20 protein-coding genes, 1 pseudogene and 1 riboswitch are annotated in these 26,035 nt (G+C 33.5%); of the genes and pseudogenes, 14 read left to right on the forward strand and 7 right to left on the reverse strand.

Translation table 11 applies throughout. The annotated features are described in order from the left end of the window. The 6 genes from COZ07_RS07795 to COZ07_RS07820 form a co-directional block, all read right to left on the reverse strand. Positions 1 to 560 (reverse strand): alanine:cation symporter family protein (locus COZ07_RS07795; RefSeq protein WP_406608005.1); only part of this gene is annotated, 560 nt, incomplete at its 3' end. A 296-nt stretch (positions 561 to 856) separates the two neighbouring features. After that, positions 857 to 1,981 (reverse strand): glycine cleavage system aminomethyltransferase GcvT, encoded by a 1,125-nt coding sequence (gcvT, locus tag COZ07_RS07800; RefSeq protein WP_406608006.1) that lies wholly within the window; start codon positions 1,979 to 1,981, stop codon positions 857 to 859. A 15-nt stretch (positions 1,982 to 1,996) separates the two neighbouring features. After that, positions 1,997 to 3,502: a glycine dehydrogenase subunit 2 gene (gene gcvPB, locus COZ07_RS07805; protein WP_406608007.1), complete on the reverse strand. Its 1,506-nt coding sequence runs from the start codon at positions 3,500 to 3,502 to the stop codon at positions 1,997 to 1,999. Positions 3,503 to 3,514: 12 nt separating this feature from the next. Continuing rightward, complete coding sequence (gcvPA, locus tag COZ07_RS07810; RefSeq protein ID WP_406608008.1) at positions 3,515 to 4,861, reverse strand: glycine dehydrogenase; 1,347 nt, start codon at positions 4,859 to 4,861, stop codon at positions 3,515 to 3,517. Between the two features lie 14 nt (positions 4,862 to 4,875). After that, positions 4,876 to 5,262: a glycine cleavage system protein H gene (gcvH, locus tag COZ07_RS07815; RefSeq protein WP_406608009.1), complete on the reverse strand. Its 387-nt coding sequence runs from the start codon at positions 5,260 to 5,262 to the stop codon at positions 4,876 to 4,878. Between the two features lie 349 nt (positions 5,263 to 5,611). Continuing rightward, entirely contained in the window at positions 5,612 to 7,309 is a 1,698-nt protein-coding gene (locus COZ07_RS07820) for a formate--tetrahydrofolate ligase (protein ID WP_406608010.1), read from the reverse strand. A 37-nt stretch (positions 7,310 to 7,346) separates the two neighbouring features. Continuing rightward, positions 7,347 to 7,447, reverse strand: a riboswitch (glycine riboswitch). Between the two features lie 384 nt (positions 7,448 to 7,831). On the opposite strand from COZ07_RS07820, the gene guaA reads away from it, so the two are divergent. The 12 genes and pseudogenes from guaA to COZ07_RS07880 all read left to right on the forward strand — a co-directional run bounded on the left by guaA (position 7,832) and on the right by COZ07_RS07880 (position 21,880). After that, positions 7,832 to 9,382: a glutamine-hydrolyzing GMP synthase gene (gene guaA / locus COZ07_RS07825; protein WP_406608011.1), complete on the forward strand. Its 1,551-nt coding sequence runs from the start codon at positions 7,832 to 7,834 to the stop codon at positions 9,380 to 9,382. Between the two features lie 354 nt (positions 9,383 to 9,736). Next, positions 9,737 to 11,032 carry an adenylosuccinate synthetase gene (locus COZ07_RS07830; protein ID WP_406608012.1) on the forward strand — a complete coding sequence of 432 codons (1,296 nt, stop codon included), beginning with the start codon at positions 9,737 to 9,739 and terminating at the stop codon, positions 11,030 to 11,032. A gap of 263 nt (positions 11,033 to 11,295) precedes the next feature. Then, positions 11,296 to 12,594, forward strand: a complete 1,299-nt coding sequence (gene purB, locus COZ07_RS07835; RefSeq protein ID WP_406608024.1) for an adenylosuccinate lyase — start codon at positions 11,296 to 11,298, stop codon at positions 12,592 to 12,594. A 409-nt stretch (positions 12,595 to 13,003) separates the two neighbouring features. Then, positions 13,004 to 13,405, forward strand: coding sequence for an S-adenosylmethionine decarboxylase family protein (speD, locus tag COZ07_RS07840; RefSeq protein ID WP_406608013.1), 402 nt, complete (start codon positions 13,004 to 13,006; stop codon positions 13,403 to 13,405). A 22-nt stretch (positions 13,406 to 13,427) separates the two neighbouring features. Continuing rightward, positions 13,428 to 13,775 (forward strand): annotated as a pseudogene (gene speD, locus COZ07_RS07845) (S-adenosylmethionine decarboxylase); the annotation flags it as partial. Between the two features lie 5 nt (positions 13,776 to 13,780). After that, positions 13,781 to 14,635: a spermidine synthase gene (gene speE / locus COZ07_RS07850; protein WP_406608014.1), complete on the forward strand. Its 855-nt coding sequence runs from the start codon at positions 13,781 to 13,783 to the stop codon at positions 14,633 to 14,635. A gap of 283 nt (positions 14,636 to 14,918) precedes the next feature. Continuing rightward, positions 14,919 to 16,037, forward strand: a complete 1,119-nt coding sequence (locus COZ07_RS07855; protein ID WP_406608015.1) for a hypothetical protein — start codon at positions 14,919 to 14,921, stop codon at positions 16,035 to 16,037. A gap of 29 nt (positions 16,038 to 16,066) precedes the next feature. Then, on the forward strand, positions 16,067 to 16,876 hold the full coding sequence (gene murI, locus COZ07_RS07860; protein ID WP_406608016.1) for a glutamate racemase: 810 nt from the start codon (positions 16,067 to 16,069) through the stop codon (positions 16,874 to 16,876). A 132-nt stretch (positions 16,877 to 17,008) separates the two neighbouring features. Next, a complete protein-coding gene (locus COZ07_RS07865) occupies positions 17,009 to 17,917 on the forward strand; it encodes a branched-chain amino acid aminotransferase (RefSeq protein ID WP_406608017.1) in 909 nt (302 codons plus the stop codon). 129 nt (positions 17,918 to 18,046) lie between these two features. Then, positions 18,047 to 19,237, forward strand: coding sequence for a pyridoxal phosphate-dependent aminotransferase (locus tag COZ07_RS07870; RefSeq protein WP_406608018.1), 1,191 nt, complete (start codon positions 18,047 to 18,049; stop codon positions 19,235 to 19,237). 3 nt (positions 19,238 to 19,240) lie between these two features. Continuing rightward, a complete protein-coding gene (locus tag COZ07_RS07875; RefSeq protein WP_406608019.1) occupies positions 19,241 to 19,699 on the forward strand; it encodes a Mut7-C RNAse domain-containing protein in 459 nt (152 codons plus the stop codon). Positions 19,700 to 19,732: 33 nt separating this feature from the next. Beyond that, positions 19,733 to 21,880 (forward strand): UvrD-helicase domain-containing protein, encoded by a 2,148-nt coding sequence (locus COZ07_RS07880; protein ID WP_406608020.1) that lies wholly within the window; start codon positions 19,733 to 19,735, stop codon positions 21,878 to 21,880. Positions 21,881 to 22,101: 221 nt separating this feature from the next. On the opposite strand, the gene COZ07_RS07885 is transcribed toward COZ07_RS07880, so the two are convergent. Next, positions 22,102 to 23,028 (reverse strand): peptidyl-prolyl cis-trans isomerase, encoded by a 927-nt coding sequence (locus COZ07_RS07885; protein ID WP_406608021.1) that lies wholly within the window; start codon positions 23,026 to 23,028, stop codon positions 22,102 to 22,104. A gap of 163 nt (positions 23,029 to 23,191) precedes the next feature. Here COZ07_RS07885 and COZ07_RS07890 point away from each other — a divergent pair, with 163 nt between their 5' ends. Both COZ07_RS07890 and COZ07_RS07895 read left to right on the forward strand, forming a co-directional pair. Beyond that, entirely contained in the window at positions 23,192 to 24,412 is a 1,221-nt protein-coding gene (locus tag COZ07_RS07890) for a nitrogen regulation protein NR(II) (protein ID WP_406608022.1), read from the forward strand. Beyond that, on the forward strand, positions 24,405 to 25,814 hold the full coding sequence (locus COZ07_RS07895) for a sigma-54 dependent transcriptional regulator (protein ID WP_406608023.1): 1,410 nt from the start codon (positions 24,405 to 24,407) through the stop codon (positions 25,812 to 25,814). Before COZ07_RS07890 ends, COZ07_RS07895 begins: the two co-directional genes overlap by 8 nt. Positions 25,815 to 26,035: the final 221 nt, after the last annotated feature.

Consider the following 26,035-nt stretch of genomic DNA (forward strand, 5'->3'; position numbering starts at 1 on the left):
ACTGGTATTTTAAAAACACTATTACCCACTAAAGCCATAGAGTTAGTTTGAACTGCATCTCCAATACCAAAGGCGCAAATTGCTCCAAAGAGGGCAAAGAGCCAACCCAACCATTTTTGTCCTAAACCTTTTTCGATAAAATACATCGAACCAGCTGCATAGGCACTATCTTTATCTTTTATTCTGTATTTCACACCCAGGGTAGCTTCGCCCATTCTGGTAGCCATTCCGAAAAAGGCAGTAATCCACATCCAGACCAAGGCACCTGGACCACCAGCAGCTACTGCAGTGGCTACCCCGGCGATATTTCCATTGCCTACGGTAGCAGCCAGAGTGGAAGCAAGAGCCTGGAAAGGAGTAATTTCTCCTTCCCCTCTTTGGTCTTTATCTTTTTTAAAAGCACCTTTAAAGGTTATTTTCCAGGCATAACCCAGATGAAAAAATTGAGGGAAACCTACCTTAATGGTTAGAAATATTCCGGTACCTACCAATAATATCATCATAGGTGGTCCCCAAACAAAATTATCAATAACATTTAAAAAATTCATTATAGCAGTCATAAGAAACCTCCTTAAATTTTATTCATAATTTATATACCAATGATTTAGAAATTAAATTTGCTTACTCTTGAAAAAAATTAAGTATATATTATTTAAAAATTAAGATTAAACTAAAAATATTTCACCTCCTTTAAAGTAAAATAAGTTTTAATTCAATTGTTTATATTAATCACCTCCTTCTTTTTAAGTTTTTTTAATATTTAGTTTATTGGATAAATTAATAGCTTTATATACTTTTAATTTTTATTTAATTGGTAAATTGGCCAATTAGCTAATTGGTGAATTAACTAATTTTTCTATCTTTTATTAAATGGCATCACAAAAGGAATATCTACCACTTCTGCTTCTACTTCTTTATTTCTGATGACTATATCTACTTTGCTACCTTTCTCAGTATAGGGAAGGTCTATTATAGCCAGAGCATATACCTTTTTAAGAGAAGGACAATAATTTCCAGAAGTAATATATCCAATCTTCTTATGGTTCTTCCTTATCTCCATTTTACTTCTGGGGATGCCACCTTGAGGAACATAGAGTCCCACTAATTTTCTCTTTATTCCCTTTTCTTTTTTTTTAAGTAAAGCACCTTTCCCTATAAAATTTCCTTTGTTAAAATTTACAGTCCAACCTTGTCCACTCTCTAACGGATTTACAGTTTCATCAATGTCATTACCATAAAGCCAGTAACAAACCTCAAATCGGGTAGTATCTCTTGCTCCTAATCCACATGGTTTTATATTGAATTTTTCACCTTTTTTAAGAATACCTTTCCAGAGGTCTACGATATCGAGAGCTTTAAAAGTATAAATTTCAAAGCCATCTTCTCCGGTATAGCCAGTTCGGGAAATAAGGATCTTCTTTCCAAATATTTCTCCCCATATAAATTTAAAGCGCTTCAGCTCTTTTAGAGGGATTTCCACTTTTACTAAAGGTTCTAATAGTTTTAGTGCATCAGGACCTTGCACTGATACTTCGCCATATTCTTTACTTTTATTGAATACTTCTACCTTAAAACCACCTTTGTTCTTTGTAATCCAAGCATAATCTTTAATGGAAAAATCAGGTGAAGCATTTACAACTAAAAGAACAAAATCATCCCTTACTTTATATACAAAGAGATCATCTACTTGACCACCATGGGGATAACATAGAGGGGAATATTTTATGTCTCCATCCTTCATCTTCATTATTGAATTGGTCACTAAATAATCAGTAAAAGATAGAGCATCTTTTCCTTTTAATTCAATTTCTCCCATATGGGATACATCAAAAATACCTACTCTTTCTCTTACCGCAAAATGTTCCTCAAGAATACTGCTATACTGAACTGGCATATCAAAACCATCAAAAGGGATCATCCTGGCTTTTAATTTTAAGTGCTCCTCGTGTAGAGGAGTTACTAATAGGTCTTTTTCTTGCATTTTTGTGCCTCCTGATTAAAAATCAATATTTTTATCTTTATACTTTAATTCATCTTTAAGTTTTAATTCATCGTCATAAGTTAAGATCGGTCTTTTAGCAGCTACTAGATCATTAGTTCTTCTTATAGGGGTATTGTGGGGAGCAGTGGTTAATAATTCAGGATTGGTCTTAGCTTCATTAGATATTTTTATCATAATCTCAATAAATTTATCCAGCATTTCTTTACTTTCTGATTCCGGTGGTTCTACCATTATAGTTTCTTCGGCATAGGGTTCAAAATGAGGAAAATAAATGGTAGGTGGATGCATACCATAGTCCATTAATCTTTTAGCAATATCTAAGGTCTTTACCCCATATTTTTTATACTCTTTTCCAGTAACTGTACATTCGTGACCACAGTAACGGTCATAAGCTGGTTTATAATATTTTTTCAATTTAGCCAGTACATAATTAGCGTTTATTATACTTGTTTCTGAGGCATTATAAAGGCCATCTGGTCCCATGCTAAGAATCCAGACATAAGTTTTAATCAGCACTGGGAAATTAGACCAGAATGCCCTTACCATACCAATACTCTTACTCCCCAAATCCAATAGATAATATTTTTTATGGGTAGAATCAAAAGCAACAATAGGTGTAGGAAGATAGGGAATAAGATCTTTCTTTACTCCGATAACTCCTGCCCCTGGTCCTCCACCTCCATGGGGAGTAGAGAAGGTTTTATGAAGATTAAGATGGACTACATCAAAACCGGCATCTCCAGGTCTAATAATGCCCAATGAAGCATTAAGATTAGCCCCATCATAATAGAGTAACCCACCTTTATGGTGGACGATTTTTTCAATATTTTTTATTCCTTCATCATATAAACCTACTGTATTAGGATTAGTTAACATTAATCCTACCGTATCTTTATCCATTAGCCTTGCCAATTCGGTAAGATCAACTGTCCCTCTTTCATTTGATTTTACTTCTACCACCTGAAAATCAGCCATGGCAGCGGAAGCAGGATTAGTACCATGAGCAGAATCGGGGATTAACATCTTGTGTCTTTTATCTCCTCGATCGACAAAATACTTTCGCATAATGAGATTCCCGGTTAATTCTCCATGTGCTCCAGCGGCAGGGGCCATAGTATATTCATCCATAGCGGTTATCTCACAGAGTAGTTTATTTAAATCATAGATAATCTCCAGGGAACCCTGTACCGTCTCTTCGGGAGCTAAGGGGTGGGCATAGGTAAAATTATTAAGCGAGGCTAATTTCTCATTAATTTTGGGATTATATTTCATAGTGCATGACCCTAAAGGATAAAAGCCATCGTCGAGGCCATAATTTAACTTAGAAAGTTTGGTGAAGTGCCGTACAACATCTACTTCAGATACTTCACTAAGTAATTTTTTCTTTTTACTGATAGCGTATTCAGGTAGACAATCTTCAATCTTTATTTCCTTAAATAGATCACCAGGTAGAGAATAACCATCTCTATCTTTTATACTCTTTTCAAATATTAATTTCATATTTATTTCTCCTTATTCCGAAAGAATTTTTGCAACTTTATTTAGATTATCCCGGCTTAATACTTCGGTTACCGCAAAGAGTAAAACATTCTTTAAATTTTCCTCTTTATAAAATTCACAAATTTTAAGAGGGGGAACAAAGTTGTTTTCTAACAATTTTTTATTTATAGTAGCTATATCTTCTTTACTCTTCAGTAAAAACTCATTGTAAAAAGGATAATCGAATATTTTTTCAAATTTCTTTGATTTTAATAGTAAATTTTCTAAGTAGTGAGCAGATTTAGTGTTCAGAAGAGAAATTTGATAAAGACCTTTGGTACCTATTAGAGAAAGGAAGATATCTGCTGCTATTACATTTAAATTATGGTTGGTGCAGATATTAGAAGTTGCTCTTTCTCTCCTTATATCTTGCTCTCGAGCCCGCAAAGTCATCACAAAAACTCGCTTACCATCTACATCGGTCGTTTCTCCGATAATTCTTCCCGGAAGTTGCCGGATATATTCTTTTTTGGTTGCCAAATAAGCATTATAGGGACCACCATAATTTAAATCCATTCCAAAGGATTGGGCATTTCCAGTTACGATATCAGCTCCTATGTCTCCGGGAGCTTTCAAAACACCTAAGGATATACTTTCTGCGATTACCATGATTAATAGGGCGTCTTTAGAATGTACTATTTCGGAAATTTCCGCTAATTTTTCTATTCCACCAAAGAAATTTGGGTTTTGAATAATTACCGAAGCGACATCTTCATTAATTAAAATCTTTAATTTTTCTAGATCCACCAAACCATTTTTATAGGGTAACTCAATAATTTCTGGTTCATGAGGGGCTAAATAGGTTTTAACTGTCTCTCGGTAATGAGGATGAACTAAATTGGAAACCATAATTTTATTTTTGTGAGTTAATCTTAAAGACATTAATGCCGCTTCGGCAGTTGCTGAAGCTCCATCATAGATAGAAGGTATTACTGCCTCCATTTTAATAAGTCGGGAAATGTAGCTTTGATATTCAAAAATTGATTGCAAGGTGCCTTGACTTAATTCAGGCTGGTAGGGAGTATAGCAAGTCCAAAATTCTTCTCTTTGTAAAAGGAATTTTTCTGCTTCCGGAATATAATGTCGATAAGCACCTGCGCCTATTAGGGGTTTCATTAAGTAAAAGTTAGAATTTTTTTGAGCAATATTATAAATTTTTTCTTCTAATTCGGTTTCAGATCTCGCTTCTGGGATATTTAGTTTTCCTTTTAATCGAATACTTTGAGGAACACCTTCTTTAATTAAGTCATCAAAAGATGAAACACCAATCTCTTTCAACATCTCCTTTTTTTGTTCCTCAGTATTGGGGATATATCTCATATTATTTCACCTCTCTATTCTTTTCTATATTCTGAATATTCCTGGTTATTCATAAGTTTTTTTAATTCGTCCTTATTATCAATATTAATTTTAGCAATCCAACCCTCGCCATAAGGTTCTTTATTAATGATAGAAGTATCTTCCATAACTTTTTCGTTTACTTCGATTACTTCACCGCTTACCGGAGTATTTACATCAGATACAGCTTTTACTGATTCAATAGTAGTAAGCGCTTCACCTTGTTTTAATTTTTTTCCTTTTTTTATTTTTTCCAGGTAAACAATATCACCCAGTTGATCTTGAGCATAATCAGTAATTCCTACTGTTCCCATATCATCTTCTACCTTTAACCATTCGTCACTTTTAGTATAATACAAATTTTTAATTACTTTATTGGTCATTTTTGTTTTTCCTCCATTTATTTTATTGTTTTTATTTTATACTTAAAATTTTTAACTTGATAATTCCCTGTAGTCTTGCTACAGGGTTACTGTATTTCTGTCATTCCGCACTTGATGCGGAATCCAGTCTTTTTCTCTGGATTCCTGCTTTCGCCTGCCTGTGTGGCAGACAGGCAGGAAGGACAAATGATTGATAATTAGTTCCAAACATCATCTCCTTGAGATAGTTTTTAGTCGATAGCCGTTTACACCATTAGTATTAGGTGTAGGGGTCGAATTTATCCGACCCGTCCTGTTTTGCCTTCTGGTATCTGTGGGCGTATTGCAATACGCCCCTACTCCCGACTGATTAAAACAATCCCACTGTCTTTCCTTCTTTATCGATATCTACTTTCATAGCCGCAGGTACAGAAGGTAAACCGGGCATAGTCATCATAGTCCCCAGAAGAGGATAGAGAAAACCTGCTCCGACTGAAGCCCTCACATCTCGAATAGGTATGCGGAAATTACGAGGTCTACCCTTAACTGATGGCTCATGAGATAAAGAAAGATGGGTCTTAGCCATACAGATAGGCAATTGATCAAAACCTAACTCAGTAAAAAGTTTAATTTTCTTTTCAGCTAAAGGGGCATAATCAACTCCCTCGGCGCCATAGATCTTGGTGGCTATAGCCTCGATCTTCTCTTTAATAGGTATATCTAAGGGATAAAGAAAGTGAAAATGATTAGATTTCTTAGTAGCCTCTACTACTGCCTGGGCTAATTCGATTCCACCTGCTCCCCCTTTGGCCCAGACTTCATGGGTAACCGCAGCAGTTGCCCCGGCAGCCAGGGCTTTTTCTTTAACCAGTTCAATCTCAGCGGGGGTGTCAGTAGTAAATCGGTTAATAACTACTACGGCAGGAACTCCGTGTAAAAGAACATTTTCTACCTGTTTTTCTAAATTTTCACTACCTTTAGCCACTGCTTCTAAATCTTCTTTAGCCAAAGTTTCCTGGTCCAAGGGTTTACCAGCCACTACCTTGATAGCTCCACCGTGCATCTTTAAGGCACGGATGGAACATACTACTACCGCAGCATCTACTTTTAGTCCACTGGTTCTACATTTTATATTGCACATCTTCTCAAAGCCCATATCCGCCCCAAAACCGGATTCGGTTACTACATAGTCAGCTAATTTACAGGCGATTAGATCAGCCAAAACGGAGTTATTGCCATGGGCGATATTGGCAAAAGGTCCACAGTGCATCAGACAGGGACCGTGTTCCAAGGTCTGAATGAGATTGGGCTTTAAGGCATCTTTTAAAAGAACAGTCATAGCCCCAGCAGCTTTTAGGTCTTCAGCAGTTACTGGTTTACCATCGGTAGTATAGGCTACCGTCATTCGACCTAATCTTGCTCTCAGATCAAAGATATCAGTAGCTAAAGAAAGGATAGCCATAACCTCAGAAGCAACGGTAATATCATAGCCAGTCTCGCGGGGGATACCGTTGGCCTTTCCTCCTAAACCGATAATGATTTGACGTAGGGCTCGGTCAGAGATATCTACTACCCGGTTGATATTGATATTATGGATATCTATCCCTAATTGGTTACCCTTTTGTAGGTGGGTATCCAGCATAGCACAGAGTAGGTTATTGGCTACTCCTACGGCATGGATATCTCCAGTAAAGTGAAGATTTAAGTCTTCCATGGGAACGACTTGCGCATATCCTCCACCCGCTGCTCCACCCTTTATTCCGAAGACCGGTCCCATCGAGGGTTCGCGCAGGGTATTGATTACTTTTTTGCCTATCTTAGCCAGACCCTGGCCTAAGCCGATAGAGGTTACTGTCTTGCCTTCTCCTAAAGGAGTAGGAGTGATGGCAGTTACTACGATGTATTTTGCTTGAGGACGGTCTGGTAGTCTCTTTAGAATATCCGGAGAGACCTTGGCTTTATATTTACCGTAAAGATCTATTTCCTCTTCTTTAATTCCAATAGATTCAGCGATTTCAGTGATCGGTTTCAGTATAGCTTCTTGAGCAATCTGTAAATCTGATTTCATTTGGGTACCTCCTTAGTTTTTTATTATTTTATTTTTTATTTTCTACTCTGTCTTTTTACCTGAGAGATTTTTTCCACCGCTGACCGATGGAAAATTACCCCTTCGGTGTTTATTAAAAAACTTTCCAGAGTTCTGTCCAACAAGGGTCCCTTTGCCTGAGAGTTTAAATGTATTATACACCTTGCCCCTTCGGCTCCTTTTCTGAAGAAGAAAAGACCTCTCCCCTTACCTTCATACAGATTACTAGATTTAATTATAATTATACTCTACTACATTGATATATAAAAATCCTTCTTTTTTTTAAAAAAATATAAAAATTATTTAATGGTTATTTCCCAACCATTTTGTTTACTTTTTGGGGGACAACCATTTAATAATTTAAAATTAAAATTTTAAATTATTATGGTTAGCAATTAAAGATATGTTATAATTAATTACCGTGAATAAATTTAGGATAAATAATTATTAATATTTTTAGAAATTAATGACCAAAATTGAAAAGTATAAGCTGGAGGAATTTATTTGAAAACAGAAAAAAAGAAAGAATGGATTGCCATTTTAGATTTTGGTTCGCAATATACCCAGTTAATTTCCCGACGAGTAAGGGAGGCAAAAGTCTATTCAGAAATATTTCCTTATTATGTTGAATTAAATAAACTATTGGAAAATCCACCGAAAGGAATTATCCTCTCCGGGGGGCCAGCCAGTGTGTATGAAAAACAAGCACCAAGATGTAATGAAAAAATATTTGAATTAGACCTACCTATATTAGGAATCTGTTATGGTGCTCAGTTAATTGCTCAAGTTTTAGGAGGAAAAGTAGCAAAAACATCTCAGGCAGAATATGGTAGAATTAATATTATTTTGGATAATCAGGAAGATATTTTTTACGGACTTCCTACCAATACTACCTGTTGGATGAGCCATCAGGATTTAGTGAAAGATCTTCCTTTAAATTTTAAGATTATTGCACATAGTGAAAATACCAAAGCCGTAGCTATGGTAAATAAAAGTAAGAAAATTTATGGTGTTCAATTTCACCCTGAAGTTACCCATACCCCTTTAGGAAAAAAGATATTTAAAAATTTTCTCTATCATATATGTCGGTGTAATCCCAGCTGGAATCTTGAATCTTTTATTCGACAATCTTTAAGTGAGATTAAAGAAAAAGTAGGAGACTGGAAAGTCATTGCTGGAGTAAGTGGAGGGATAGATTCTTTAGTAGCAGCAGTATTAACCCACCAGGCTATTGGTAATCAGCTACACTGTATCTTCATTAATAATGGTCTATTGAGGAAAGGGGAAGCAGAAGAAGTTCAGAAGATATTTAAAGAGAATTTTAAAATTGATTTAAACTATATCGATGCCTCTAACCGGTTTTTAGATAAATTAAGAGGTGTAAGTGCCCCGGAAGTAAAGAGAAAGATTATCGGAGAAGAATTTATTCGAGTGTTTGAGGAGAATGCTGAAAGAATAGGTAAAATAAAATATTTATTACAGGGCACTCTTTATCCTGATGTGATAGAAAGTATTTCTTTAAAAGGGCCTTCTTCTAAAATTAAATCCCATCATAATGTAGGTGGACTACCTGAAGAGATGAACCTTAAAATTTTGGAACCTTTAAAATATCTATTTAAAGATGAAGTGAGAAAAATCGCTAAAAAGTTGAAATTCCCCCAAGAGGTAATCTGGAGACAACCTTTCCCTGGTCCGGGCTTATCTATCAGGATAATTGGTCCGGTAGAGAAGGAAAAATTAGATATTTTAAGAGAAGCAGACGAAATAATTAAACAAGAAATAAAAAAGAACGGTCTCTATAAAAAGGTATGGCAATCTTTTGGCATCTTACTTCCCATCAAGACAGTGGGAGTAATGGGAGATAGTCGAACCTATGATTTTGCCCTTACCTTAAGGATTGTAAGCAGTAGTGATGGTATGACTGCTGATTGGGTTAAAATACCATATAAGATATTAGGAGAGATATCTAATAGAATTATTAATGAAGTTAAAGGTATTAACCGGGTGGTTTATGATATTAGTTCAAAACCACCAGCAACGATTGAATGGGAGTAAAAATAGTCGCTAGTCGTTAGTGAATAGTCGTTAGTAAAGAAGAAAATAGAATACAGGAACCAAGTTAATATATAGTATGCAGCATATACTAGTAAAAGAGAAAAAAGTAGGGGCGTATTGCATACGCACTGATAGTGTATAGCGGGTAGCGTATAGTTAGGAAGACAGAAGAAATATGTAGGGGCAGACCTTGTGTCTGTCCGTAATAAGTAATAGGTAGGGGTTTGATTCCTGTCTGCGTGCGCCTGCCTGTCGGCAGACAGGTACACGCACAGGCAGGCATCAAACCCGTAAAAAAACGGGTCGAATAAATTCGACCCCTACTAAAATATCGAAGGAGCAGGTAATATTTTTATGTCAACATTAGTGATAGTTGGATCTCAATGGGGAGATGAAGGAAAAGGAAAAATAACTGATTTACTTTCCGAGGAAGCAGACATTATCGTGAGATATCAAGGTGGCTGCAATGCTGGTCATACCGTAGTAATAGGAGATAAGCAATTTATCTTTCACCTCATACCTTCTGGCATCTTACACCCCGGGAAGAAATGCCTTATCGGTAGCGGAGTAGTAGTAGATCCAGAATCTTTATTACAGGAAATGGAAAATTTAAGAAAAGAAGGTGTAGAAATTGACGGTAGATTATTCCTAGATCCTAAAACCCACATTGTCTTGCCTTACCATAAAACCTTAGATAAGTTAAAGGAAAAAAAAAGAGGAAAAGATAAGTTAGGTACGACTAAAAGAGGTATTGGTCCAGCTTATCTAGATAAGATTGCTCGTACCGGGATAAGAATGGTAGATCTAATTGATGAAAAGTCCTTATCAAAAAAATTAGAGATTAATTGGAAAGAAAAGAAAGAAATCTTTAATAAATTATATGGACTTAAGATGTCTAATCAAGAAAAGATTAACCTTATAAAAAAATATCAAGAATATGGTCAATTACTGAAAAAATATTTAATGGATGTGTCCTTATATTTGAATCAAGCTATCAAGGAAGATAAAAAAATATTATTTGAAGGTGCTCAAGGAACTCTCTTAGATGTTGATCATGGTACTTTTCCTTATGTGACTTCCTCTCATCCAATTGCTGGTGGTGCTTGTGTGGGAACAGGGGTAGGTCCTACTAAGATAGACAAAGTTATAGGAATAACTAAAGCCTATACTACCCGAGTAGGAAGAGGACCTTTGCCCACTGAAATGCAAGGGGAAATGGAAGAATATATACGCCAAAAAGGTAGAGAGTTTGGAGCAACTACGGGAAGACCTCGAAGGTGTGGTTGGTTTGATGCAGTAGTAGTAAACTATGCAGTTAGAATAAATGGAATGGACCGCCTAGCTTTAACTAAGATAGATGTTCTGAGCGATTTAGATAAAATTAAGATATGTACTTCTTATAAATATGATGGAAAATTGATCAAAGAATTTCCAGCTAGTTTAGAGACTTTACAGAAATGTATTCCAGTATACGAAGAAATGAAAGGATGGAAGAAAGATATTTCTCAGGTAACTAATTATGAAGACCTTCCTCCCCAGTTAAAGGTTTATATTAACCGTATAGAAGAATTAACCAAGGCCAAAATTGTTATTGTATCTGTCGGACCAAAGAGAAGTCAGACTATTATTCGAGAAAAAATATTTAAATAAAAAATAAAGGTTAAATTGACTGGTAGATAGGAAGCCTATCAGAATGGTTGATCAGATTTAGTGTAGGGGCTTGATTTATCAAGCCCGCAAAACTCCCCTACATTAAAAGCAATAGTTTATACAAAAAAGTTTTGAATTTTAAGTTATGGTTTTTAGCTGTATAATGATGACTATAAACTTGTGTCTTGTATTAACCAACTAACTATTTCAATTGGTCAATTGGTAAATTGGTCAATTGGAGAATTAATAAAGAGGTGACCATAATGATTGACCGATATGCTCTTCCGGCTATGAAAAATATCTGGCAAGAGGAGAATAAATATAAGATTTGGTTAGAGATAGAGCTTTTAGCCTGTGAAGCTCTATTTCAATTGAAGAAGATAAATAAAGATGCTATCGAAAATATCAAAAAAAATGCTCACTATTCTTTAACCCGCATTCAGGAAATTGAAAAAATAACTCAGCATGATGTATTAGCTTTTACTACTGCAGTGGGAGAAAATTTAGGAAAATATTCTCGTTATTTTCATCAAGGGTTAACCTCTTCTGATATTTTGGATACTTCCTTGGCTTTAGAATTAAAACAATCTGCAGAAATAATCATTGAAGACATTGAAAGATTGATCAGAGTATTAAAAGAAAAAGCCCTGGAGCATAAATATACCTTGATGGTGGGAAGGACTCATGGCGTTCATGCTGAGCCAATAACTTTGGGCTTTAAATTTGCTTTATGGTTTTCAGAGATGCAGAGAAATTTAGAAAGGATAAAGAGAGCCAAAGAAGAAATAAGTTATGGCAAGATATCGGGGGCAGTAGGGACCTTTGCTCACCTTGATCCCTACGTAGAGGAATATGTCTGTAAAGAACTTAGCCTAAAACCAGCAAAAATTTCTAATCAGATTATCCAAAGAGATAGACATGCTTATTATATGACTACTTTGGCTTTAGTTGCTAGTTCTTTAGAAAAAATTGCCACTGAAATAAGGAGTTTGCAGAGAACGGAAATTTATGAAGTAGAAGAAAAATTTGCCATAGGACAGAAGGGTTCTTCGGCTATGCCTCACAAGAGAAATCCCATAATTTGTGAGAGAGTTTGTGGGCTTTCCCGAGTAGTGAGAGCTAATGCCATTACCGCCATGGAAAATGTAAATCTATGGAATGAAAGAGACATATCTCACTCCTCAGCTGAGCGTATTATTATCCCAGATAGTAATATGCTAATAGATTATATGTTACAGAAGTTTACTAATCTTATTACTAATTTAAATATTTATCCTGAACATATGAAACAAAATTTAGAAAAAACTAAAGGTTTAATATTTTCTCAAAAGATAATGTTAGAACTGACTAAAAGAGGCCTTTCTCGAGAGGAGGCTTATAAGATAGTGCAGAATATTTCTATGCAGGTTTGGCAGGGCCAAGCTGATTTTAAAGCTCTCTTATTAGAAAACGCAGAAGTAGGCCAATATTTAACCAAATCGGAGATAGAAGAATGTTTTGATTATCAGACTTACCTGCGTAATATAGATCTAATCTTTACCAGGGTATTTGGCCAATCTTAGTCTAAATAATAGATGATCCTGGATACTAGATGGTCGGTTAGAAAAAAATTTATCTATCCTTTCCTTCTTTTAGAAAAAATATTTAAAAAAAATACTAAAAAGTATTGATAAATTCAAACTATTTTGATATATTATCATTTGTATTTTAGTGGTATTTTAAGGTATAGGAATTTCAATAATTCCTATACCTTAAATAAGGAAGATGATTTATTATGAAGAATATTAAAGACAAGATATTCAAGGGTGTAATAAATATTGAGGTGAGGGTGAATTAAGGGGTTTTCAAGGGGAAGAATTCCCCTTGAATATCTTGAAGCTACCAAATATCAAGAAAGTAGTAGATGGTATAGGTGGCTAATTTATTAAAGAAAGGGGGGCGATATGTGGGTATATATCGCGAAATAGAGGGATGAACTACTTAGGAAATCATTTATTGGTAGAGCTGTATAATTGTAATACCAAGACAATAAACAATGTGTCAAAAATGGAGGAACTATTATTAGAGTCAGTAAGAATTTCAGGAGCAACTACCTTAAATTCAAACTTCCATAAATTTTCTCCCCATGGAGTGAGTGGAGTGGTAGTGATTTCAGAATCTCATTTCTCCATCCATACCTGGCCAGAATATGGTTATTGTGCTTTAGATATTTTTACCTGTGGCGATGAGATTAAAAGTGACTTAGCCTTAGAATACCTTAAAAGGGAGTTAGAAGTAGGCAATATTTCTATGATTGAAGTGAAGAGAGGGATTTTAGATTTTCCAGTAAAACTTTTACATAAACCAGAGGTGAGTAAAAATGAAAAATTTTAAGAAAGAATTTTATGCTACTAAAGCCTGGGGTTTGTTAACTAGCGTAGATCTTTATAATTGTGATCCTCAAATCATAAGAGATGCAGAAGCAATAAAAAGATATGTTAAAGAACTTTGTGAATTAATTGAAATGAAACAATTTGGGGATACTCAAGTTGTTCATTTTGGTGAAGACGAGAGAGTTGCTGGGTTTTCTATGGTGCAGTTGATTGAAACTTCTTTAATTTCAGGGCATTTTGCAAATATTACTAATAACGCTTACCTAGATATATTTAGTTGTAAATATTATGATCCTTCGGTAGTAGTAGAATTTACCAAGAATTTTTTTAAGTCAAAAGAAGTTAAAATGCATTATATTTTAAGGGGCTAAAATATTTGAATCATAAAGACCTCTGGATAGAAGAAAAATATGAAATAGAAAAAGGCAGAACTTTAAAGATAAAGATTAAAAAATATCTAGAAAAGGTTAAATCAGAATTTCAAGAAATTGAAGTGGTAGATAGTGAAGCTTTTGGTAAGGTTTTACTTATCGACGGGGTAATTATGCTCACTGAGGCTGATGAATTCTGTTATCATGAAATGATTGCCCATGTTCCTTTATGTGTTCATTCAAAAGCACAAAAAGTTCTGGTAATTGGGGGAGGGGATGGAGGAACAGTGAGAGAGATTTTAAAACATGATAGTGTTAGAGAAGTAGAAGTCTGCGAAATTGATAGAAAAGTAATAGAAATTTGTAAAAAATATTTTCCAAAATTAGCTGGCAGTTTTAATAATTCTAAAGTAAAAATACATTGTGAAGATGGAAATAAATTTATAAAAGCCCAAAAAAATGAATATGACCTAATTATAGTTGATTCTTCTGATCCCGTAGGTTCTGCAGAAGTTTTATTCAAAAGAGAGTTTTATGAAGCAATGTATCGAGCTTTAAAAGATGATGGAATTGTAGTTACCCAAGCAGAATCGTTTTTCTACCATCAAAAAATAATTAAATCATTATTCTCTTTCATAAAAAAAATATATCCCATTTCAGAATATTATTATACTTTAGTACCCACCTATCCTAGTGGAATGATCGGTTTTGCTTTCTGTTCCAAGAAATACCATCCCTTAAATGATTTTGATGAACAAAGGGCTTTAAAACTTCAGAATTTAAAATATTATAATAAAGATATACATAGAGCAGCCTTTGATCTTCCAAACTTTGCTCAAAATTATAAGAATTCTAATTAAAATTACCATTTTATTATATTTAAATATCCAAAAATTTTATTACTATCCTTTTAAAATAAATCCGAATTCAGGTTGTCGTTGAGAAGGTTATCTTGCAAAGTTAGCAAAAATAAAGGGTATATCTTACCTAAAAATGCTGGAAGCAATTTTACCTCCAGCTAAATAGCGACTAGGAATCTAAAAGATATTTAGAAAGGAGTAGAAATGGATAGAGAAGAATATCTTAGTAGAGCTAAAGATCATCTCTTTATGACTGGAGTTAATGATAATGGTATGAAATTATGTGCTGCTAATATGGGTTTACGGAATAGCTAAGATTCATTTTCTTCAAGAAAAACTTGGCTTAAAAGCAGATGCAACTTTTATATCAACCCCTGATGCTACTATCACCCGAAATGCAGAAAGATGGAACAATGGCTTTGGTTATGGAGGAAAGATTGAATGGGGAAATGGGACTTTAGAATTAATGATCTTAGATCTCTTACCTAATGCCTGTGGGATGTTAGTTGGTGGATTAGAAGAACTTCCCCAGATAGAAACTTTAATTGATAAAGTGTCTACAATTTCTGTAAAGTCCTCTGATATAAAAGTTAATGGCATAAAGGTAGTCTGGGATTTTGGTAGGGGCAATCACTTTATAGATGTATTTAAAGTGAGAGATATAATGGGGATGGAAAATTTTCTCCCCTATATATTTATTATTCATGGGGCTGGTGATGAATTAAGAGATGATAATCCGAAAGGTTATGGCTTATACTATTATCGGAGTAAAAGATTAGAGAATATTGCGAAAAAAATAGACACCCCTTTTGGTAAAATTAGGTTTTTAACTGGTAAAGAAGCTTCGGACTATTACGAAAAATATAAATTTGTTGATGATTTTTCTAAAAGGAGGAGAATTGAATTTGCTAAAAGATTGTTTGGAGATTTTAAAATAATCTCCAATGAAACCCACCAAGGATTAGCAGATATAAATACTATGCTCTTAGGTTGTCACCTTATAAAAGATAACCAGATTCTACCCATTGCTTTACGAGGAGACTTACCGGCATATCTGGTCTATGGTAAACCATCTTTTACTAAAGAACAGATTGAGAATTTAGGTTTTGAAAAAAGAGCCAAAAAACTGGATTTAACCAAGAGACTCAGAAATGCCAATGTAGTTCCCCACGGCGGAGGTTATCATTTTCCTGATATATTAAGTGTGTTAAAAGTAATTGAAAATAACGGACAGAGATATTTCCTGATGGATTTAATCAATGATCGGGGTAAGAAAGTAATTAAAGATTTAAGGGAAATACCCTATGATTACAGAGGAAGAATGGTAGTTCTACGAACCTTAGAGTTAGACTTGGCTAAGATAATTGCCAAACTTATCCCCCTATATGTATTAAAAATATAATTTTATATAATAAAGAAATAAGGTTTAAAATGAAAGAACAACCGATTGGTTTTTTAGATTCAGGCTTAGGAGGCTTATCAGTTGTAAAAGAAGTAAAGAGATTGCTCCCTCAAGAAAATATTGAATATTTTGCCGACAACCAACGTCAACCCTATGGTGAAAAAAACCAATCAGAACTTATTAAATATACTTTACAAATAATTTACTTTCTTTTAAAGAAAAATATTAAGGCTTGTGTTATTGCCTGTAATACAGCTACTGCTGCTAGTCTTATACCAGCAAAAGAACATTTTTCTATTCCTATCATTGGAGTAATCCAACCAGCGGTAGAGGATGCGGTAAAGAGAACCTCAAATAAAAGAATAGGGATTATTGCTACCGAATTTACCACTAAAAATCAAGCTTATCCCCAAGAGATTAAAAGAATTGCTCCTGAAATAGAAGTTTTTTCCAATTTTTGTCCCGAATTTGTACCCCTGGTAGAAACTGGTAAATTTACTGCCCCTGAAACCTACCAGGTTGCCCGAGAATATCTAAAACCCCTAAAAAAAGCACGAATTGATACTTTAATATTAGGTTGCACCCATTATTCTTTTTTAAAAAAAGTAATTTCTGAGATTATAGGTCAAGAAGTAATATTGATTGATCCAGCAGTTAATACCACATTAGAGCTAAAAAAAATTCTTAGCCAAAAAGGAATTTTAAAAGAAAGAGGAAAAGGTGAGGAAAATTATTATACTACTGGTTTGCCTGAAAAAGTAGAAAGAACCGCTAAAATTATTCTTAATGATAATAAAAAGTGGCGTCAGGCCAAAGTGGGGTCAGGTCTCAACATTTGACATATCTATTAAAAATAATAAAGTAAAACTATGTCAAATGTTGAGACCTGACCCCAAAAAATATAAATGTAATTTTTAGAAAAATATGTTAAAATTATCCTAAAGTTAGTCTTAATGAGGAGGTAAGTAAAAATGAAAGCAGAAAAAATTTGGATGGATGGAAAGATGGTCAATTGGGATAAGGCTCAGGTTCATGTTTGTGCTCATGCCCTACATTATGGAAGTGGAGTATTTGAAGGAATAAGGGCCTATAAAACTGAAAAAGGTACTGCAGTTTTTAGATTAAAAGAACATATTGATCGATTGTTTAATTCAGCAAAAATATTAAAAATGAATATTCCCTACACTAAAGAGCAAATTAGACAAGCTATTAAGGATACCATAAAGGTAAACAAATTAATGAGTTGTTATATTCGTCCTTTAATCTATCGTGGTTTTCAAGAATTAGGAATAAATCCTTTTAAATGCCCGGTAAATTGCGCAATTGCTGTTTGGGAATGGGGCGCTTATTTAGGCGAAGGAGCAATAGTCAATGGGATTAAGACTAAGATTTCGAGTTATGCCCGAAGTTATATTAACTCAACCTCTCAAAAGGCTAAAATCTGTGGAAATTATATTAATTCTATACTTGCTAATATGGAAGCCCTAGAAGCAGGAGTAGATGAAGCAATTTTATTGGATACCAGAGGTTATGTAGCTGAAGGCCCAGGAGAAAATATATTCTGGATTAGAAATGGAGTTATTTATACTACTCCTACCGCTACAGTATTAGAAGGAATTACTCGCGATTCTGTAATAAAGATTGCGCAGGATATGGGCTACCAAGTTCAAGAAAAATATGCCTGTCGAGATGAACTTTATATCTCTGATGAAGTCTTTTTTACTGGAACAGCTGCTGAGGTTACACCGATCAGAGAGATTGATAACTACCAGATTGGCGAAGGAAAACGTGGTCCGGTAACTGAAAAAATTCAAGAAAAATACTTTGCTATTGTGAAAGGAAAAGACCAAAAATATTTAGATTGGCTCGATTATATCTAAGAAAAAAAATATAAGGAAAATATAATGGGGTCAAATCTTTATTCTTGACAAATAGCAAAATTTGACCACAATACTTTATTTGTCAAGAATAAAGATTTGACCCCATAAACAAGAGGAGGAAGTTAGAAGGTGACTATTTCGAATAGAGTAAAGAGTATAAATCCGTCCCAGACTTTGGCTATTACCGCTCAGGCGTTAAAGATGAAGCGGGAAGGAAAGAAGGTGATCAGTTTTGCTGCTGGTGAGCCTGACTTTGATACTCCCAAAAATATCAAAGAAGAGGCTATAGCTGCAATTAAACAAGGATTTACTCACTATACGGATAATTCGGGAATAATTGAATTGAAAGAAGCAGTAATAGGAAAATTAAAAAAAGATAATAAAGTAGAATATAAGCCTGCAGAAATTATTATTTCTAATGGAGCAAAACAATGTTTATTTAATGCCCTATTGACCGTTTGCAATCCAGAAGATGAAGTATTATTGCCGACTCCTTACTGGGTTAGTTATACTGAGCAGATAAAATTCGCTCAAGCAGTCCCCATATTTATTAATACTTATCAGGAGGATGCTTTTAAATTATCTGCTACTCAAGTTGAAGAAAAAATATCTTCCAAGACTAAATTGCTGATCTTAAATAGCCCTAATAATCCTACTGGTGCTGTATATGAAATGGAAGAGCTAAAAAAGATAGCTCAGCTTCTGGTAAAGTATGATATTTATTGTATAGGTGATGAAATATATGAAAAGCTAATTTATGATGAAGCTGAACATTTTACTATTGCTTCTTTAAGTAATGAAGTAAAAGCTAAAACTATTATTATAAATGGTGTTTCTAAATCATATGCTATGACTGGTTGGAGGATTGGTTATGCAGCAGGGCCAGAAGATATTATTTCTGGAATGGGTAAAATTCAGGGACATAGCACTTCTAATCCAAATTCTATAGCTCAAAAAGCTAGCGTGGAAGCCTTAAACGGAAGACAAGAAACTATCGAAGAGATGAGAAGAGAATTCGACCAGAGAAGGAAATATATGGTAGAAAAGCTAAACCAGATAAAAGGAGTTTCCTGTCTTAAGCCTTCTGGAGCCTTTTATGCTTTTCCTAATGTAAGTAAAATATTAGAGAAAGGTGTTAAATATAATGGTAAGAGAATTATTAATTCGTTTGACCTTGCTGATTTTATCTTAAAGGAAGCGGAAGTTGCTTTAATTCCGGGAAGTGCTTTTGAAGCAGAAGGATATTTGAGGTTGTCTTATGCTACTTCTATGGAGGATGTTAAAGAGGGGTTGGATAGAATAGAAAATATTTTAAAATAAATTATGAAAGAAGATCAGTTTGTCGTTTATAAGTTGCAAAAATTAGCTATTTTGCTCAGGATTTTGGGTTTTGATGTCTTATATTCCCAAAATAAAGATTATATACCAGTTATTAATTTAGCTAAAAGAGAAAATAGGATTTTATTATCCAGGGTAAAGTTTTTAAGAAAATTGCCCTGGATTTTTTATCTTAAAGAAGACGATCTTGATGGACAATTAGAACAAACTATAAAAGAATTAAAATTAAAATTAAAAAAAGAAAATATTTTTACTAGGTGTTCAAAATGTAATAATTTCTTACAAGAGATACAGGAAGATGAAGTGAAGAGAGAGATTCCTTTTGACGTTTTTGGTCGAGGTTATTGGTTTAAAAGATGTTTTAATTGTGGGAAAATTTTTTGGAACGGGAACCATATGATAACCTTAAAAGAAAAATTTAAGAAATTAAATATTTTATCTTAATCATTATGAAAGCAGGAGTGGTAGAAGAAAAAGATGAAGTTATTGGATAATCTAAATAAAAAACAGCAGGAAGCGGTAGAAATAAAAGAATCTCCCGTTTTAGTTATTGCGGGGGCAGGTAGTGGAAAAACAAAAGTCTTGACTCATAGAATTGCTTATTTAATTTTTCAAAATAAGGTAAACCCTGGTAATATATTAGCGGTGACCTTTACTAATAAAGCTGCCCAAGAGATGAAAGATAGGGTTGAATTTTTAAGTAAAGATATTTCTGGCAGTAAAATGATAAAAGGTTTGTGGATGGGAACTTTTCATGCTATCTGTGCCCGAATTTTGCGACAGGAGATAGAAACACTGGGTTATGATAAAAATTTTGTTATTTATGATAAAGCCGATCAACTTAGTCAAATTAGAAGGTGTCTTAATATTCTTAATTTAGATAGTAAAAAATATAGCCCTAATGTTATTTCTTCTATAATAGATAAGGCAAAGAATAATTTAGAAGATGTAGAACTATTTGAATATAATGCTGTAAGCTACTTTAAGAAAATTATAGTAAAGATTTACCAACAATATCAAAAAGAATTATTCGAAAACAACGCTCTAGATTTTGGAGACCTAATTTTACTTACGGTGAAGCTCTTGAGAGAAAGACCTGAGATTTTAGAAAATTATCAGAATAAATTTAGGTATATCTTGGTAGATGAATATCAGGATATAAATTTAGCTCAATATCAGTTAATAAAATTACTTTCGGGAAAATATCATAATTTATTTGTAGTAGGCGATCCTGATCAGAGTATTTATAGATTTAGAGGAGCTGATTTAAGTAATATTTTAAGATTTGAAGAAGATTTTCCTCATAGTAAAGTAATCAAATTAGAACAAAATTATCGGTCTACCAAAGTGATATTAGAGGGAGCAACAAATCTCATAAAACATAACCGAAATCGAAAAGAAAAGGAACTTTGGACCGATAAAAAGGGTGGGGAAAAGATAAAATGTTTTGAGGCCGCCAGCGCCCTTGATGAGGCAGTATTTGTAAGTCAAGAGATTATACAATTAAATAATAAAGAGGGCAAAGATTTTAAAGATTTTGCCATTTTATATCGGACTAATGCTCAGTCGAGGGCCTTCGAAGAGGTCTTTAACAAACAGAAGATCCCTTTTAAAGTAATAGGTGGTTTAAGATTTTATGAAAGAAAAGAAGTAAAAGATATTTTAGCTTACCTTCGCTTTATTTATGACCAAAAAGATGAGATAAGCTTTTTAAGAATTATTAATAATACTAAATTAGGTATAGGTAAAATTACTTTAAGTAAAATAGAAGATTTAGCTAAAAAAAATGATTTAAATTTTAACCAGGCTCTAAAACAAGGTTTAAAGGTCCTAAAAATTTCTGCAGACAGAAGAGAAGGAATAAAGAAATTCACTTTTTTAATCGATGAATTTATTGAAAAGAAAAATAAAATTAAGGGTAGTGAACTGTTAATAAAATTAATTCAAGCAATCGATTATTATAAGGAACTTGAAAAAGAAGGAGAATTTAAAGCTCAAAGTAAAATCGAAAATATAAAAGAATTAATTCTGGCAGTTCAAGAATTTGAAGAGAATAATGTGGATAAATCTTTAAGTGCTTTTTTAGAATATGTAGCTTTGATCACTGATATTGACCTTTATAAAGGAGAAGAAGATGTAGTTACGGTTATGACCTTGCATAGTGCCAAGGGTTTGGAATTTCCAGTGGTTTTTATTACCGGTTTTGAAGAGGGCATATTTCCCCATTCTCGTTCCGTAAATAAGGAAGAGGAATTAGAAGAAGAGAGAAGATTATGTTATGTAGGGATGACCAGAGCTAAAGAGAAATTATATTTAACTTATGCCTGGAGAAGAAATTTAAATGGCAACACTCTATTTAATAGTGTTTCTCGATTCTTAAACGAGATCCCTAAACATCTTCAAGAAAAAGTAAGTGTTGAAGAGGTAGAAGAAATTCCTTCACTTAATAAAATAAAGGAAAAGATTGAAGTAGATGTGGGAGATAAAATAAGACATGCAGATTGGGGGATAGGTACCGTACTAGATAAGATAGGTACTGAAAATGATATTTTTATAACTGTGGATTTTAAAAAAGTTGGATTAAAAAAATTGTCGATGAATTATGCACCATTGGAGAAAGTATAATAAATAGCGTAGAGCGGGTAGCGTTTAGCGTATAGAAAACAGTAATAAGTAATATGTAGGGGTTCGATTTATCGAACCCGCAATCTTCTTTGACAATGTATTGTGCCCCCAATGAAAGATGTCCAACAAATCGGGGCGGATTTATCCGCCCCGATTTGTTTTGATAATTTTTCTGTGGCGGGTTTGATGAATCAAACCCCTACTTTCTATACGCTATATTCTTATTTTAATGCTTCTTCATTTATTTCAATAGTTACTTTAGATTTTAATTCTTCTAATAGGTTATCAAAAGCCTCTTTCTGTTTGGTAGGAAGTAAAGTTTGTACTATCTCTTCTTTGACTTCCTCAAAAGTTTTAAGTACTTCTGGCTTTTTATCGGTTACCTTTAAAATATGAAAACCATATTGACTTTTTATAATATCGCTTATATTTCCAATTTCTAAAGCAAAGACGTCATTTTCAATTTCCGGAATTAGGTCACCTTTAGATATATATCCTAAATCTCCTCCTTGGGCTGCACTCGGACCAGTAGATTTTTCTTTGGCAATTTCAATAAAATCTCCTCCTGCTTTTAATTTTTCCAAAATATCCTTAGCTACTTCCTCAGTCTCTACTAAAATGTTATATAAATAAACCTGTTCTTTGGTTATAAAATTATCTTTATTTTCTTCATAGTAAGTTAAAGCTTCCTGATCATCTACTTTTACTTTTCCTATTATTTCTTTTTCTATTAAAGATTGGACTAATATTTGTTCAGTTGTGTTTTTAATCTGTTCTAATACATCTTTATCTTGTTCTAAACCCCTGTTTTTCGCCTCTTGAATTAATAATTTTTCTGAGATTATTTGGTCAAGTACATTCCTTTTAGTAAGCTGAAGTTTATTATTTTCAGGTATTTGATCCCATAATTGATTAAATTCACCCAAAGTAATGGTCTGTCCATTGAAAGAAGATAATATCGTTTCGGAAGGCAGGGTAGTTTCAGTTTTTTCTTCGGAAGGTAGGATAGTTTCAGCAGTATCTGTATTGGTCTCAGTAGGGGATGTTTTTTCTTCAGCAAGAATTGAAATAGGATTAAAATTTAAAAAGACAAATATACCTAAAATAGTAATGAGTAGGTATTTAGAAATATTCTTTTTTTTGTTCATTTAATGACTCCCTTCAAAATTGAAAAATAGATTACTTTTGAATTTTACCATCTTTCAAATTAATTGTAAAGAAAAATAAACTTACCGGGAACCATCTAAAGATTTGATTTTAATTTTAGTTAGTGAGTGATATAATATAAATAAAAATTTAGGTGAGGCAATTTTGGACACCGAAAAATTAGATAATAAAGAAAATAAAGCTAAAGAGAAAGCTTTAGAATTAGAATATGAAAAACAGGATTATATTAAATATCTATTAGATTACTCACCAGATTTTCAAATAATCTTAGATGGTGAAGGAAAAATTAGGAGAGTGAATCAGGCTTTTGAAGAAATTACTGGAAAAAAGAAGGAGGAATTAATTGGTAGTTTTATTTATGAATTCATACCTGAAGAAATAATAAAAAAATTAAGAGATAAAATAATAAAGGAAAAAAGGGTACAGAATATGGAAATAAATGTAAATAGGCCAGGAAGAGAGCTTTTAATTGGTAACTTCTCAGGTGTGGTATTCACTACTAAAGAAGGAGAGACTATTATTTGTCTAAGCGGTAGGGATATTACTGAAAGAAGAAAATTACAACAAAACCTTATGGAGTTAAATGAAAACTTAGAGAAAAAAGTAATGAAAAAAATCAAAGAATTAAGAAAAGTTCAATACCAGCTTATTCAATCGGAAAAATTATCTCTAATCGGAGAATTGGTGACCGGTGTAGCCCATGAGATTAGGAATCCTTTAGCTACCATAAGCCTAATTGTTCAACATTTAGAGAGCAAATATGCTGATAATTACCCAATAGAAAAATTAAAAGCAATTCAAAGAAATATAAATCGCGTAGATAAGATTGTCTATGGCTTGTTAAATTTTTCTCATCCCCCTCGCTCTAATTTTGACTATCACAATATCAATGAAATATTAGAAAGATTAGAGCCGATTTTAAAGCATTTTCTTCCAGAGAATATAAAGATCATTAAAAAATATGATTCAAAATTGCCCCAGGGCTGGTTTGATTCAGATTGCCTGGAACAGGTTTTTTTAAACTTAATTTCTAATGCCATACGGGCGATGAAAGATGGTGGAGAACTTTATATTACTACCAGTTTTGATTCTACCCGAAAAGGAATAATAATAAAATTTGAAGATACAGGGGTAGGTATTCCGGAAGGAAATCTCAAAAAAATATTTAAACCCTTTTTTACTACTTATAAGGAGGGCACTGGTTTAGGTCTCTCTATTTGTCAGAATATCATAAAGGAACATAAGGGTGATATTTCGGTAGAGAGTAAGTTAGGAAAGGGGACAATTTTTACTATTTTCTTACCCCTGGAAAAGAGAAAAGAGAAAAATCGGGGGGGTAGGTGGTGGATGGGATATAATGACTAAGGCTAATATTTTAATAATTGATGATGAAGTAGATTTATGCCAGAGTCTGCTTGAATTGTTAGAGGAGGAAGAATACAAAGTTTTTATTGCCCATAGTGGTAAGGAAGGTTTGATAAAGGTCAAAGAAAATTTGCCTGATTTAGTCCTTTTGGATATAAAGATGACCGGAATAGATGGGATTGAAACTTTAGAGAGAATAACAGCCATTGATAAGGATATCTCAGTGATTATGTTAACTGCTTATCAGACTGTAGAAACTGCAGTAAAAGCGATGAAACTTGGAGCTTACGATTATATTAGTAAGCCTTTTAACTATGAAGAATTAAAGATAATCATTAAAAGAGCCCTTCAGGCTCATGATTTATCTCAAGAAGTAATTTCCTTAAGGCATCAACTGAGAGACAAATTTAATTTTAAGAATATTATTGGAAAAAGCGATAAAATAAAAGAAGTGCTATATAAGATTGAAAAGGTTGCTCCCACCAATGCTACTGTGTTGATTAGAGGAGATAGCGGTTCAGGGAAAGAATTAATTGCGAAGACTATTCATCAATATAGTCCCAGAAGAGATAGACCATTTATAGCCGTTGATTGCGCCAGCTTGCCAGAGACTTTGATAGAGAGTGAATTATTTGGTCATACTAAGGGAGCCTTCACCGGGGCAATAGCGAAAAAAATAGGTAAATTTGAATTAGCGCAAAGCGGGACACTTTTTTTAGATGAGATTGGTAATTTATCATTTAATATTCAAGCTAAGTTATTAAGAGCACTTCAGGAAGGGGAGATAAACCGCATCGGAGAAAAGTATCCGATTAAAATTGACGTGCGGATGATCATTGCCAGTAATACCAATTTAGAAGAGGATATAAAAAGAGGAACTTTTAGAGAAGACTTATATTATCGTATAAATGTTTTTTCTATCTTCCTTCCTACTTTAAAGGAGCGGAAAGAAGACATACCCTTATTAGCTTTGCATTTTCTAAATCAGTTTAACCCGATATTTGGAAAGAATATTAAGCATATCTCGGAAGAAAGTATGAAGTTGCTGATAAATTATTTCTGGCCAGGTAATGTTCGGGAACTTCAAAATATTATTCAGCAGGCAATTATTATGGCTGAAGATATTATTCTACCAGAGCATTTACCTTTTTATATCAAAGAGAACAAAATAGGGGCAGACCTGATGCCTACCCTCCTATCGGAAAAAGACCAGAGTAATTTCCCTAATGACTTCTCCCTTAAAAAAAATATTAGCCAACTTTCTCGAGATACGGAAAGAAGAATTATTTTAGAAGTTTTAAAAAGAACTTATTGGAATAAGACTAAAGCAGCTAAATTATTAAAGATAAATTATAAAACCCTCTATCTAAAGATTAAAGAATATGACCTTCACCCTACATAAAGGATATGATTCATTGCAATTCCTGTAGGGGTTCGATTTATCGAACCCGTTAAAAAAAACCCAAATAACTTGGGTCGGATAAATCCGACCCCTACGAAATAAAAATACTGATACAAATTATAAAATATATATGTCAAACACTCTTATGGTTAATAACCCATAATTTATGGTATGAAAACCATAAAATGGTAAGAAAATAAAAATAAATTAAAATGTAGGGG

Origin of the sequence: Candidatus Infernicultor aquiphilus (assembly GCF_002784285.1) — a bacterium.
GTDB classification, from domain to species: Bacteria; Atribacterota; Phoenicimicrobiia; order Phoenicimicrobiales; family Phoenicimicrobiaceae; genus Infernicultor; species Infernicultor aquiphilus.